The organism is Streptomyces sp. NPDC048639 (assembly GCF_043199075.1).
In the GTDB taxonomy this organism is placed as follows: Bacteria; Actinomycetota; Actinomycetes; order Streptomycetales; family Streptomycetaceae; genus Streptomyces.
On sequence record NZ_JBICVP010000002.1, the window covers coordinates 428796 to 441290 of the forward strand.

The 12495-nt window shown below is 69.5% G+C and carries 12 protein-coding genes; 3 read left to right on the forward strand and 9 right to left on the reverse strand.

Annotated elements, in window-relative coordinates:
• Positions 1–37: 37 nt before the first annotated feature.
• From ACGFNH_RS06270 to ACGFNH_RS06295, 6 genes are all read right to left on the reverse strand, one after another.
• Positions 38–796 (reverse strand): SDR family NAD(P)-dependent oxidoreductase, encoded by a 759-nt coding sequence (locus ACGFNH_RS06270; protein WP_393651862.1) that lies wholly within the window; start codon positions 794–796, stop codon positions 38–40.
• Positions 796–1977, reverse strand: coding sequence for an acyl-CoA dehydrogenase family protein (locus ACGFNH_RS06275; protein WP_393651863.1), 1182 nt, complete (start codon positions 1975–1977; stop codon positions 796–798). The genes ACGFNH_RS06270 and ACGFNH_RS06275 overlap by 1 nt, the downstream gene beginning before the upstream one ends.
• A gap of 337 nt (positions 1978–2314) precedes the next feature.
• Positions 2315–2887, reverse strand: a complete 573-nt coding sequence (locus tag ACGFNH_RS06280; RefSeq protein ID WP_393651864.1) for a TetR/AcrR family transcriptional regulator — start codon at positions 2885–2887, stop codon at positions 2315–2317.
• Between the two features lie 86 nt (positions 2888–2973).
• Positions 2974–3804, reverse strand: a complete 831-nt coding sequence (locus ACGFNH_RS06285; protein ID WP_393651865.1) for a SigB/SigF/SigG family RNA polymerase sigma factor — start codon at positions 3802–3804, stop codon at positions 2974–2976.
• Positions 3805–4363: 559 nt separating this feature from the next.
• Complete coding sequence (locus ACGFNH_RS06290; protein ID WP_393651866.1) at positions 4364–5101, reverse strand: ABC transporter permease; 738 nt, start codon at positions 5099–5101, stop codon at positions 4364–4366.
• A gap of 2 nt (positions 5102–5103) precedes the next feature.
• The gene (locus ACGFNH_RS06295) at positions 5104–6036 is read right to left on the reverse strand and encodes an ABC transporter ATP-binding protein (protein WP_393651867.1); all 933 of its coding nucleotides are present in this window, start codon (positions 6034–6036) and stop codon (positions 5104–5106) included.
• A gap of 108 nt (positions 6037–6144) precedes the next feature.
• Here ACGFNH_RS06295 and ACGFNH_RS06300 point away from each other — a divergent pair, with 108 nt between their 5' ends.
• Together ACGFNH_RS06300 and ACGFNH_RS06305 are read left to right on the forward strand one after the other, a co-directional pair.
• Positions 6145–7362 carry a sensor histidine kinase gene (locus tag ACGFNH_RS06300; protein WP_393651868.1) on the forward strand — a complete coding sequence of 406 codons (1218 nt, stop codon included), beginning with the start codon at positions 6145–6147 and terminating at the stop codon, positions 7360–7362.
• Positions 7363–7376: 14 nt separating this feature from the next.
• Positions 7377–8039, forward strand: coding sequence for a response regulator (locus ACGFNH_RS06305; protein WP_393651869.1), 663 nt, complete (start codon positions 7377–7379; stop codon positions 8037–8039).
• 454 nt (positions 8040–8493) lie between these two features.
• Here ACGFNH_RS06305 and ACGFNH_RS06310 read toward each other — a convergent pair whose 3' ends face one another.
• The 3 genes from ACGFNH_RS06310 to ACGFNH_RS06320 all read right to left on the reverse strand — a co-directional run bounded on the left by ACGFNH_RS06310 (position 8494) and on the right by ACGFNH_RS06320 (position 11240).
• On the reverse strand, positions 8494–9186 hold the full coding sequence (locus ACGFNH_RS06310) for a type 1 glutamine amidotransferase domain-containing protein (protein WP_393651870.1): 693 nt from the start codon (positions 9184–9186) through the stop codon (positions 8494–8496).
• 400 nt (positions 9187–9586) lie between these two features.
• Positions 9587–9976, reverse strand: a complete 390-nt coding sequence (locus ACGFNH_RS06315) for a VOC family protein (RefSeq protein ID WP_393651871.1) — start codon at positions 9974–9976, stop codon at positions 9587–9589.
• Between the two features lie 571 nt (positions 9977–10547).
• Entirely contained in the window at positions 10548–11240 is a 693-nt protein-coding gene (locus ACGFNH_RS06320) for a type 1 glutamine amidotransferase domain-containing protein (RefSeq protein WP_393651872.1), read from the reverse strand.
• A 157-nt stretch (positions 11241–11397) separates the two neighbouring features.
• Between ACGFNH_RS06320 and ACGFNH_RS06325 the strand changes: the two genes are divergently transcribed.
• A complete protein-coding gene (locus ACGFNH_RS06325; RefSeq protein WP_393651873.1) occupies positions 11398–12294 on the forward strand; it encodes a LysR family transcriptional regulator in 897 nt (298 codons plus the stop codon).
• Positions 12295–12495 lie beyond the last annotated feature (201 nt).

The following is a 12495-nucleotide window of genomic DNA, read 5'->3' on the forward strand; positions in this document are numbered from 1 at the left end:
GAGACCGCGACCTCCGCGGGAGATCGGGTGATGCCGCCTAGCGGGGCGCCATGCGCAGGGCGCCGTCCATGCGGATCGTCTCGCCGTTGAGGTAGTCGTGGCCGATGATCGACAGGGCGAGCTGGGCGTACTCATCGGGCCGCGCCAGGCGCTGCGGGAACGGGATGCCTGCGGCCAGCCCGGCCCGGAACTCGTCCGAGACGGTGGCGAGCATCGGGGTCTCGACGATGCCGGGGGCGATGGTGCAGACCCGGATGCCGTACTGCGCGAGGTCGCGCGCGGCGGGCAGGGTCAGGCCGACGATGCCTCCCTTGGAGGAGGCGTACGCGGCCTGGCCCACCTGGCCGTCGAACGCGGCGATGGACGCGGTGTTGATGATGACGCCGCGCTGCCCCTGCTCGTCGGCCTCGGTCTGTGCGATGGCCTCGGAGGCGAGCGCCAGGACGTTGAACGAACCGATCAGATTGACCTGGACGATCTTGGCGTAGACGTCGAGGTCATGCACGCCCTTCTTGCCGAGAATGCGCATGGAGGGCCCGATTCCGGCGCAGTTGACGACCGTACGCAGCGGGGCCCCGCCCGACGCCGCGATCTCCACCGCCACCCGGACCTGCTCGCCGTCGGTGACATCGGTCCCGATGTACGTCACGTTGTCGACATCCGGGGCGTTGTCGATGCTCGCCGGAAGGTCGAGGACGAAGACCGCCACTCCCTGCTTCGCCAGGGCCTGCGCGGTCGCGCCGCCGAGGCCGGAGGCCCCGCCCGTGACGATCGCGGCGGTGTTGTCGAGCTGCATCAGTACTCCTTGCCGTGTACGGCGATGACGCCCTGAGTGTCCTTGTTCAGCGCGCGGCTGATCACCATGCGCTGGATCTGGTTCGTTCCCTCGAAGATCTGCATGACCTTGGCCTCGCGCATGTAGCGCTCCACCGGGAAGTCACGCGTGTATCCATACCCTCCGAGCACCTGAACGGCATCCGTGGTGACCCGCATGGCGTTGTCCGTGGCCACCAGTTTGGCCATGGACGCCTCGCGCCCGAAAGGCAGCTTCCGGTCCTTGAGCCGGGCGGCGGCGAGCGTGGTGGCCCGGGCGGACTCGACCGCGGCGGACATGTCGGCCAGGACGAAGCCCAGGCCCTGGTGCTCGATGATCGGCTTGCCGAAGGTCTCGCGGTCGCGGGCGTAGCGGACGGCGTGGTCCAGCGCGCCCTGGGCGAGGCCGGTCGCGACCGAGGCGATGCCGAGCCGGCCGGCATCCAGTCCCGCGAGCGCGATCTGCAGCCCCTGGCCCTCCTCGCCGAGCCGGCGGTTCACCGGAACCCGTACGTCGTCCAGCCGCATGGTGGCGGTCGCGGAGCCGGTGAGGCCCATCTTCCGCTCGGGCGGGTCGGCGCTGAGGCCGGGGGTGTCCGCGGGGACGAGGAAGCAGGAGATGCCGTGGTTGCGGTCGTCGGAGGTGCGGGCCATCACCTTGTAGAAGTCGGCGTACCCGCCGTGGGTGGTCCATGCCTTGGTGCCGTTGAGGACATAGCTGTCGCCGTCCCTGACGGCCCGGGTGCGCATGGCGGTCGCGTCGGAGCCGGCGTGCGGCTCCGACAGGCAGTAGGCGCCCAGGAGTTCGCCACCGAGCATGTCGGGGAGCCATTCGGCCTTCTGCTCCTCGGTGCCGAAGGTGGCCAGGCCGAAGCAGGACAGGGCGTGGACCGAGATGCCGACGGCGACGCTGGCCCAGACCGCCGCGACCTCCTCCAGCACCTGCAGATAGACCTCGTACGGCTGCTCGCCGCCGCCGTAGCTCTCCGGGTACGGCAGCCCGAGCAGACCGGTGCGTCCGAGCGTGCGGAAGACGTCGCGCGGGAACGCCTCGTCGGCCTCGGCCAGGGCGACGCGGGGCAGCAGCTCCTTCTCCGCGAGCTCGCGGGTGAGGGAGATGAGATCGGCGGCTTCCTGAGTGGGCACCGTGCGGGTGGCAGGCATCCGGACCCTCCACGACGAAAATGATACTGAACCGGGTACGACAGTATCAGTCTCGGTACGCTCGTCGAGTCGGCGGCAGAGGTGACTTCGCGCACCACGGAAACGGCGCAAACCGCCCTGACCTGCGGAAACGGTGACCGACCGGGCAAGCGGACACCGGCGGAGGCGGAAAGTCCACCGTGGGCCGGCCGGGTGATCGGACGCTCAGCCGGTGGGCCGGTGGTGAGGGGGATGCGGGAGCCGGTGGGCCGGTGATGAGGCGGTGGGCCGGTGATGAGGCGGGAGGCCGGTGGTGAGGTGAGGCGGCGGGCAGGTCAGCCGGTGGCCAGGTCCCAGGTCAGGAGGAGACTGCGTGGACGATGAGCGACGCCAGCTCCGCATAGGCGGCCGAGTCGCTCAGCCCCGTACGGGCCGCCACCTCGCCCCGCTGGATCCCCTGCATCGTCGCCGCCACGACCTCGCCCACGAACGCGGCGTGCACATCGCGGAAGGCACCGACCGCGACGCCCTCGGTGATCAGCCGGCGAACCCGCTCGGCGGCAAGCCGCGTATTCGCCTCGTACACCTCGCGCGCGGGCGCGAAGGCGGCCATGTCGTCGAGGAACTGCCGGGAGAGCGGGCGGAGTTGCTCGGCCACCGCGTTCAGATAGGTCACCACGCGCTCGGAGGGCTCCGAGGTGTCGGCCACCCGCTTCTCGACGGCCTCCGCGGCGTTGCGGAAGTAGTGCTTGACCGCCTCCTGCACAAGCGACTGCTTGCTCCCCGCAAGCTGGTAGAGCGTCGTCTTGGAGCAGCGCAGACGCTCCGCCAGGTCGTCGAGCGTGAACGAGGCGAACCCTTCGGCCGCCAGCAGCGCGACCAGCCGTTCCAGGAGATCGGTCTGGCGGGCGGTACGGCGTCCAGGCGGCATGGGCTCAGAGTATCCGGCGCTCCCGGCCGCAACCATGGTGCGTGGGCCCGGCCGGGAGCGGCGACGCGGGCGGTCCCGCGCCTGCGTCAGCCGGCGTCGGCCATCACCTGTCGGCAGAGAGAGTTGCAGGTGCGGCTGATGATGCGGGAGACGTGCATCTGGGAGATGCCGAGGTGGTCCGCTATCCGGCTCTGCGTCATGTCGCGGAAGAAGCGCAGGTAGAGAATCTCCCGCTCCCGCTCGGACAGCAGCGCGAGCTGCGGCTTGAGCGATTCGCGATCGATGATCCGGTCGTAGCCGGGCTCCTGGTCGCTGATGACGTCCACCAGGGCGAAGCCGTCCTCGTCGGAGCCGGACGAGGACGCGTCGAGCGAGAGCGTGGTGAAGCTGTCGAGCGCTTCCAGTCCCGTACGGACCTCGTCCTCGGTCAGCCCCGTGTACTCGGCCAGTTCCTCGACACCGGGTCCGCGTCCGTCGAGGGAGTGGGAGAGCTCGCGGTAGGCGGTCCGTACGCGGTTGCGCAGTTCCTGGACGCGGCGGGGTACGTGCAGGCCCCACATGTGGTCGCGGAAGTGCCGCTTGACCTCGCCGACGACCGTGGGGACGGCGAAGCTCTCGAACGCCGTACCGCGCGCCGGGTCGTAGCGGATCACAGCTTTCACCAGGCCCAGCGCGGCCACCTGTTCAAGGTCTTCCAGAGACTCCCCGCGATTGCGGAACTGGCGGGCCAGCCGCTCGGCCATGGGTATCCACGCCCGGACGACCTGCTGCCGCAGCTCCTCCTTGTGCGGGCCTTCGGGGAGATGCGAGATCTTTTCGAACTCGGCGCTGGTGTCAGGGGCGTCGTCATGCGGGTGCTTCTTGGAGGGGCGCTTGGTCTTGAGGGGTGCTGCGGCCTGTGCTCGTACGGTCGTCATGAGAACAGCTCCATTTGCGGCGTCCGGGTTCACCGCAGGAGCACCGAGGACCGCGCCGGAGGACACCCGAGCAGACACACCGCTCCCGCGGGAGTGCCTGCGGTCCGAAGCACGAGGGGGCGCCTGCCCCTCGCATCGACAGGCAAACCCGTGACCGCGGATGTTCTGCGTTACGGCGGTCCCTTCCGGGGAGCGGTGAGGCCCGCATCGTGGTCGAGCGTGTCCGCGAGCCGGCCGGACGCGTGGTCCGCGACCCTGATGCGGGCGGCCCGCGGGCTTTCCGAATGCCTCGGCCACTTCGGTGGCCCGCAGCAGGTCGATGACACTGCCGCAGAGGAAGCAGGTGATCAACGACGACATGACGGGGCACCGCCGGTTCTCCTGCGCCCAGACGCCGATGCACACGATGGCGACCAGCGCCTGGGCGATGCCGATGGTGAGTGGGGTGTGGTCGAGCGGACCCAGCGAGAACACGTCCAGCGGGTCCGTGCCGAGGTCGGAGTGCCCTCGTCGGACGGGTGGGGCGTCGGCTGTCCCCGGCCGTCCGGGCTGGGCGTCGTCAGGCGTCGCGGCGGTGCAGGGCCCACCATCCGGCCAGAAGCGCGGCTGCCGCCCAGGCCGCCGTCACGGCCAGACCCGTCCAGGGGCCGAGGGCGCCCACCGGGTCTTGATGGAGCACCTGTTGGCCTGCCCGGTCCGGCAGATATTCCGCGGCACCCTTCGCGATGTCCCCGACAACGAACGAGACGATCAGAACAAAGGGGATGAGCAGGCTCAGCACCGCGACGCCGCTGCGCAGCAGGACGGTCAGGCCCGCGGCGAACAGCGCCATGAGGGCGAGATAGATCCCGCCGCCGACGCAGGCGCGCACGGCTCCCGGGTCGCCGAGCCCGATGGCGTACGTTCCCATGAAGGCCTGGCCCCCCAGGAAGGACGCAAAGCTGCTGAGGAGCCCCACGACGAGTGCGGCTGATCCCACGACCGCCATCTTGGCGGCGTAGAACAGTCCCCGGTGCGGCACGGCCGAGAGGGAGACGCGCAGCGCACCGCCCAGATACTCGGAGGAGATCGCCGTCGCCCCGAAGGTGATCGCCGCGATCTGACCGAAATTGAGCCCGTAGAAGGCGCCGAAGAGCGGCTCTGCCTCGGGGTTGTCGGCCTCGGCCTGTCCGACGGTGGCGGACACGAGCAGGGTGATCGCGAGCGTGGCCCCGAAGAGCGCGATGAGCGATCCGAAGCCGGCGCGCAACGACCTGATCTTGATCCACTCGGAATGGAGGACCGCGGTGGTCGACATGGTCAGGCCTCCTGGGGGACGGTCGGGGACGCGGCGGCGAACTCCGTGTCGAGAGCGGTGAGGGCGAGGTAGGCCTCCTCCAAGGAGGTCTGCTCGTCGGCGAGTTCGAGGACGGGGATGCCTTCGCGGGCGGCAATCGCCCCGACGTCCTCGGCCTTCGCGCCGTGGACGAGCCACCGGCCGTCCTCGGTCCGCACCGGCTCATAGCCCTTGTGGGACAGGGTGGACCGCAGACGGGCCGCCTCGGTGGTGCGCAGCCGCACCCGCGGCCTGCCGTGCGCCTCCAGGAACTCCTGCATGGGGGCATCCGCCAGCAGCCTGCCGCGCCCCAGGACAACGAGGTGGTCGGCGAAGGTCGCGGTCTCGTTCATCAGATGGCTGGACACGAGCACCGTACGGCCCTCGCGTGCGAGTCTGCGCACCAACTCACGGATCCAGATGATGCCTTCGGGGTCGAGTCCGTTGGACGGCTCGTCCAGCATGACGACCCGTGGATCACCGAGCAGTGCGGCCGCAACGCCGAGGCGCTGGCGCATGCCGAGCGAGAAGGTCTTGATGCGACGGCCTGCGACCGTGGTGAGGCCCGCTTCGTCGAGGACCTCGTCGACACGGGACGGTGGGATGCGGTTGCTGGCAGCCAGAGCGCGCAGATGGTCGCGAGCGGTACGGGAGCCGTGCGCCGCCTGTGCGTCCAGCAGGGCGCCGACTGTGCGCAGCGGATCCCGGATCGCGGCGTAGTGCCGCCCGCCTACGGTGGCCGCACCCGACGTGGGGCGGTCGAGGCCCAGGACGAGACGCATGGTGGTGGACTTGCCGGCGCCGTTGGGCCCGAGGAATCCGGTGACCCGGCCCGGCCCGATGGTGAACGTCAGCCGGTCCACAGCCCGGTTGGCGCCGTACTCCTTGGTGAGGTCTTTGATGTCGATGCTGGTCATGGCTTCAGCGTCACGGCAAGGGACGGGGCAGGTCCTCCCCCGGCGGTGGAGAGCGGCTCCCCCGTGCGGGGGAGACGCTCTCCAGGGCACCGCTGACACCATGACGGCATGCCCCGCTTTCTGCGACCGCTGACGCATGCCGTCACGTACACCCGCTGGCTCCACATGCTCATCGGTGCAGTCCTCGCGTTCGTCTGCGGCGCGGTCTACCCGGGACTGGACGCTCTGTCGGCCGCGGAGTGGGGCCTGGTGGCGGTCCTGCCGATCCCCCTGCTCGTGGCGGCGGCCATGGTGCCGGCGATGCGTCTGGCCGAGGGGCTGCAGGCGCGGCTGATGCTGTTCCCGGGGCCGCACGCACGCGTGAAGGACAACCGGGACGAGCCCGCCGTCTCCGCGGCGCCTTCCGCCTCCTGGAGCGACCGGGCGAGGACCGCCGTATGGCTGGTACTGCGCCTGGAGGCCGGCTGCCTCATCGCCTTCTTGACGGGGCAACTCATGGCGCTCTCCCTGGAGTTGGCCGGAGCTGCGACCGGTTCCTCCCCCGGAGCGGACCTCATGATCCCGGTCTCCGGGCGGAATTGGGCGTACGCGCTGCTGGTGCCGGTGCCGCCGTTGATCCTGCTGATGGTCGTCGCGGCGGCCGGGGCTCTGATGGCGGTGGCGGCACGCCGCCTGCTGGGGCCGTCCTCCCATGAGCGGCTCGCCGCCCTCGAGCAGCGCACCGAGCAGCTCCTGGAGCGCAATCGGATCGCCCGGGAACTGCACGACTCCATCGGGCACGCCCTGACAGTCGCCGTCGTCCAGGCGGGCGCCGCCCGCGCCGCCGCCGACCCGGAGTTCACCGAGCGCGCGCTCGGTGCCATCGAGGAGACGGGCCGGGCGGCGTTGGAGGACCTGGAGCGCGTCCTGCTCGTCCTGCGCGAGGCCGAGCGTCCGGCGAGCAGCAGGCCCACGCTCGGCGAGGCGGACCGCCTGCTCGACTCCGCGCGCTCCTCGGGGGTGAAGGTCGACGCCGAAGTCACCGGCCCACTGGAGCGTGTGCCCGGCCCGGTGTCCCGCGAGGGGTACCGCATGCTCCAGGAGGCCCTGACCAATGTGCTGCGGCACGCGGGAACCGTGCCGGTCCACGTGCGCATCGCCGTGGAAGACGCGCACCTGGAGATGGACATACGCAATCCACTGCCCCATGGGGCATCCGTGACGAGCCGGGAGGCCGGCAGCGGGCTGCGCGGCATCCGCGAACGCGTCGCACTCCTCGGGGGCCGTGCCGAGATCGGACCGAACGACGGGAACTGGCACGTGCACGTCGAACTGCCGGTCGGTTGATCTACGCTGGTCACGTGCCACTCACGGTGCTGCTGGTCGACGACGAACCGCTCGTACGCGCGGGCCTGCGCGCCGTCCTGGGGACGCAGTCGGACATCGAGGTCGTCGGCGAGGCCGCGGATGGGGCCGCGGTGATCCCGCTTGTGCGCCGACTGCGCCCCGATGTGGTGGCCATGGACGTACGGATGCCGCTGATGGACGGGATCGACGCCACGCGGGCGGTGCTGCGCAGTGTGCCCGAGCCACCGAAAATTCTGGTGGTGACGACCTTCGAGAACGACGAGTACGTGTACGAGGCGCTGCGTGCCGGCGCCGACGGGTTCCTGCTCAAACGGTCGCGCCCGGCCGAGATCGTGCATGCCGTGAGGCTGGTGGCAGAGGGGGACTCGCTGCTGTTCCCGGCCACAGTCAGGAAGTTGGCCGCCGAGTACGGCAGGGACTACGGCAATCCGGCCGCCCGCACCGCGATGGACCGCGCCGCGCTGACCGAGCGCGAAGCGGAGGTGCTGCGGCTGATGGCCCGCGGACTGACCAACGCGGAGATCGCCGTGGAGATCGTCGTCGGCACGGAGACGGTCAAGTCCCATGTCAGCGCCGTGCTCGCGAAGCTGGGGGCGCGGGACCGCACACAGGCGGTGATCGCGGCGTACGAGTCGGGGTTCGTGTCGCCAGGGTGAACAAGCATCCTTGATGTGGCCGGGCGGAGCCTGACCGGTGCCCTGCTCCTCGCCGGCGGCCTCGCTCCGGCCGGACTGCCGCCGTCCGGCACGGCGTTGGGCAAGGCTGTGGCGGAGGAGGCTGCCGGAAATCCCGCGCACCGGCTCGTCGCCGTCGCCGTGTTCGTGATCGCGTCCGCCGTGACGGGTGGTGCGGTATTGCGGGCCGGGCTGGCATACCCGTACAGCGCTGCCCATCGTGCGGGCTGCGTCGTTGCTCGACACGCCACGTGTACGCGGTCGACCAGGGCGGTGAGGCGCGTACAAGTAGCGCCCCTTTCCCGGGCATTCGGGGCCTCCCGCTCATCGCACCCCGCCATAGGGCACCGGCCCCGGACCGTCCGTTGCAAGAGGTCGGTGGACCCAACGGCGGCCCGGGGCCGGTTACGCGCCTACGGCTTCATGCCACCGTGGCTCAGGCCGCACGCAATTCGGTCAGGGTGGTGGCCAGCGCCTGCCCCAGGGTCGTGGCCGACGCCGGGTTCTGTCCCGTCACCAGACGGCCGTCGACGACCACGTGGGCCTCGAAGTTGGGTGCCGAGGTGTGCTTGGCGCCTCGCTCCTCGAGCTTGCTCTGCAGGGAGAAGGGCACCACGTCCACCAGCTCCGCCGCTTCCTCTTCGGCGTTGGTGAACGCGGCGACGTTCTTGCCCGCCACCAGGTAAGTGCCGTCCGAGAGCGTCAGGTTGACCAGGGCCGCGGGACCGTGGCAGACCGCGGCCACCACGCCTCCGGCCTCGTAGATGTCCCGCGCAATGCCGGTCAGTCCGGCGTTGTTGGGGAAGTCCCACATGGTGCCGTGGCCACCGACGAAGAGGATCGCCTCGTAGTCGCCGGGCGTGATCTCCTCCGGGCGCAGCGTGTTCTCCAACTTGGCCGCCATACGGGCGTCCTCAAGGAAGGCGAGCTGCACGACGTCGGAGGTGTCGCCTCCGTCCATCGACGGCCGGCCGCCCTTCACCGACACGAGATCGACCTCGAAGCCGGCGTCGGTGAGCGCCTTCCAGGGATGAGCGGCCTCGGGAAGATAGAAGCCGGTCGCCCTGCCGGTCTCGCCCAACGTGTCGTGACTGGTGAGAACGAAAAGGACCTTGCGAGCGGCATTCATGGGAACTCCAGATGGTGCGTAACGACTGTGGTTGCAGCGCCGGGAGGTGACCTCACCGGCATTGCCAACCTAGGCGTCCTCCCGCATCGAAAACCAAATAGGGGTGCCCCTACGGAGCCATCGGAAAAACAATGCCCGTGTGGCTTCCGGGGAGGAAATCGCTTGGACTTTTCCCTGCTCAGGACACTCCTGGCCGGCTGCCGGCATGACCCGCCACCAGGGGCGTCCGACCACTACTCACAAAGACAAGTGGTGGATGCTCGCTCGACTGTCACACCACGAGGCCGTTACCTGTTCGAGTAAGTACCGGGCGTCAGCTGCGGGACCTGTCGACGATGTGCAAGGAAATGAAGGTGCGACGGCGGCCGCCACGACAGGTGTGAGCACATCGGTATTCGGGCTACCGACCCGGCCCGTCGCCGATTCGTGGCGGCGAATCGGGCAGCGCGAAATGAGGGTTCTCCAACAGCCCGATGACGGATCCGGAAGGCTCGACCACGGACGCGGCGCGGATTGAACCGCCGACCTCCTGGACTGCCTCGCGCACTGTCGCGCCGGCGGCGGTGAGCCTCTCCAAGGCCTGATCGACGTCCGGGACACCCCAGTAGGTCAGCGCCCCATCCGAGGGACTGGCGTGAGGGTCGAGGGCAGGCTCGTATCCCCCGACGTTGAATCCGACGTAGAACGGCTCGTCGAAATAGGGCTCGATGCCAAGAACCGAAGTCCACCACGCCTTGTCGGCGTCCAGGTTCGGAGCGGGATACATGATGGTCCGCAGACCCAGAAACATGTGACAGCCTTTCATTGAACGCCCGCTCTCACAGCGAGAGTTGACGTCGTCGCGTCGAAGGGGGCGACGAGGAACAGGGGAAGCATCGCCGGCGCCGAGCAATAGGAGACCCGCCGCACTTGCCGGGCACCTCTCATGGGCCGGGTTATGGCCCTCGGGCCCACAATGCGCTTCACGTCTCCCCTGCGACAGGCTCTGGCACTTGTGAAGTCAGTACGCAACATTGGCAAGATCATCTACGGTGTCCCGGCCGCTGTTGAAGAGCACCGCCTACTCAGACGCCTGGGCCGCCCGACCCGCGCCCGGCCCACGCCCAAAGCGACCCGAAGGTCACTTACTGGTGCAGCAGACGTCACCGCGGAGACCGGTGTGAGCGAGCCCCACAGCGGCCGCCACCCGATCCCTTGAGTCCTCGAAGAGCTCTTCACCGGGCAGGAACAGAAACAGGAACAGCCCGACCAAGGGGCCGGGCAGGGACGGGACGATGTCGAGGGGGCGGGCAGCAGCTGACGCATCACGGCTTCGAGAGGGCCCGGAGCGGTTCACCGCGGCCGGGCCCTCTCGAGCCTGCTCAGCGCGAAACTTCGTCGGACAGGACCCGTACGAGGGCTTCGCCGAGACCGGGCGCGGAGGCCGGGTTCTGTCCCGTCACCAGGCGGCCGTCGGTGACCACATGGGCCTCGAAGTTCGGCGCGCCGCTGTGCTTGGCTCCTCGTTCCTCGAGCTTGCTCTGCAGGGCGAAGGGAACCTCGTTGGTGAGCCCTGCCGCTTCCTCTTCGTCATTGGTGAACGCGGCCAGATTCTTGCCCGCCACCAGGTACGAGCCGTCCGAGAGCGTCAGGTTGACCAGTGCCGCGGGACCGTGGCAGACGGCGGATACCACGCCCCCGGCCTCGTAGATGCTCCGCGCTATGGCGGTCAGACCAGTGCTGTCGGGGAAGTCCCACATGGTGCCGTGGCCGCCGACGAAGAGGATCGCGTCGTAGTCGGCGGGGGTGATCTCCTCCGGGCGCGGGGTGCTGTCCAGCCGAGTGGCGATGCGCGGGTCCTCGAGGAACGCCTTCTGCACGGGGTCAGAGGTGTCCGCGTCGTCCATGGGGGGCCGGCCGCCCGCGACCGAAACCAGGTCGACCTCGAAGCCTGCATCGGTCAGAGCCTTCCAGGGATGGGCGGCCTCGGGGAGGTAGAAGCCGGTCGTCCTGCCGGTCTCCCCCAGCTTGTCGTGGCTGGTAAGAGCGAACAGGACCCTGCGGGCGGAAGACATGGGAACTCCTTGAACTGCTTTGCGGGAACGGTCGGGACGGCGGGGAGGCCGTCCCGGGCCTGCTCAATGTAGGGTGTCTCAGCCATCAGAAACCAATGGGAAACCCCCAGGCGAGTCATCGGAAAACCAATGGGTCGCTGGTGCAAGGAATGCAGGCATGGACCTTTCCCTGTTCAGAACGTTCCTGGCCGCCTACCGGTCCGGATCCCTCACCTCAGCCGCGCGCCAGGTGCGCCTGTCGCAGCCGACCGTGACGGCACAGATCCGTTCCCTGGAGGAGCAGTTGGGCCAGCAGCTCTTCCGCCGCATGCCCCGGGGAGTGGTGGCCACCTCGGTGGCCGATGAGCTCGCCGCGCAGGTCGCGCCCCATGTCGACGCGCTGACGCTCGTTGCCCAGCGCGGGCTGGAGCGCAGCACTCCCTTCGCCAAGCCCCTCCACCTTGCCGGGCCCGCGGAACTCACCAGTGTCCGCGCCATCCCGGCCCTCTCGGACCTGGTGGAGGAAGGTCTCAAGCTGCGAGTCACGCTGGGCCTCGCTCAGGACCTGCTGGTCGGCCTGCGTGACGGACGCTTCGACCTGGTCATCTCCACCATCCGCCCCCGTGGCAAAGGCATCACCCTCACACCGCTGGCCGACGAGGAGTTCGTCCTGGTCGCAGCACCCCGCTGGGCCGCGGCCCTCGATGGCCGGCGGCTCACGCGTGACGGCGCGGCGGCCCTTGCCGAAGTACCGCTCCTCAGCTATGCCGAGGACCTTCCCATCATCCGCCGCTACTGGCAGAGCGTCTTCGGTACGCGCGCCACCCAGAGCCCCGCCGTCGTCGTACCGGACCTGAGAGCAGTGCTGGCCGCGACCATCGCCGGAGCCGGCATCAGCGTCCTGCCCCGCTACCTGTGCACCGACGAACTCGCCGGGGGCACGCTCGTACCACTCCTCGAGCCCGAAGTACCCCCGATCAACACCCTCTACCTCGCCTGCCGTTCGGGCACAGAGGATGCCCCACCGATCGCCGCCGCACGCGCCCGCCTCCTGGAGGAAGCACGAGCGTGGTGATTTCCCACCTGGGGGACCCCGCCACAGCATTCCGGGGCATGACAACGCGGCGGTCAGCCCACCGCGCGCAGTCCTCTCCTCATCATGACGCGGGTCATGTCCCGGGAACTCGGCCCGGTGCCCGCTGACCAGGCCTCTATTGGGGCAGGTGCGGAGCGGCATCAGGAGCAGGCGGGGGGCCCGGCAACCCCACTGTTCACT

Coding starts and splice junctions, on each gene's coding strand:
- ACGFNH_RS06325 (WP_393651873.1), top strand. CDS start 11,398: ATGGACCTTTCCCTGTTCAGAACGTTCCTGGCCGCCTACCGGTCCGGA.
- ACGFNH_RS06295 (WP_393651867.1), bottom strand. CDS start 6,036: ATGACCAGCATCGACATCAAAGACCTCACCAAGGAGTACGGCGCCAAC.
- ACGFNH_RS06275 (WP_393651863.1), bottom strand. CDS start 1,977: ATGCCTGCCACCCGCACGGTGCCCACTCAGGAAGCCGCCGATCTCATC.
- ACGFNH_RS06290 (WP_393651866.1), bottom strand. CDS start 5,101: ATGTCGACCACCGCGGTCCTCCATTCCGAGTGGATCAAGATCAGGTCG.
- ACGFNH_RS06310 (WP_393651870.1), bottom strand. CDS start 9,186: ATGAATGCCGCTCGCAAGGTCCTTTTCGTTCTCACCAGTCACGACACG.
- ACGFNH_RS06315 (WP_393651871.1), bottom strand. CDS start 9,976: ATGTTTCTGGGTCTGCGGACCATCATGTATCCCGCTCCGAACCTGGAC.
- ACGFNH_RS06285 (WP_393651865.1), bottom strand. CDS start 3,804: ATGACGACCGTACGAGCACAGGCCGCAGCACCCCTCAAGACCAAGCGC.
- ACGFNH_RS06270 (WP_393651862.1), bottom strand. CDS start 796: ATGCAGCTCGACAACACCGCCGCGATCGTCACGGGCGGGGCCTCCGGC.
- ACGFNH_RS06300 (WP_393651868.1), top strand. CDS start 6,145: ATGCCCCGCTTTCTGCGACCGCTGACGCATGCCGTCACGTACACCCGC.
- ACGFNH_RS06280 (WP_393651864.1), bottom strand. CDS start 2,887: ATGCCGCCTGGACGCCGTACCGCCCGCCAGACCGATCTCCTGGAACGG.
- ACGFNH_RS06320 (WP_393651872.1), bottom strand. CDS start 11,240: ATGTCTTCCGCCCGCAGGGTCCTGTTCGCTCTTACCAGCCACGACAAG.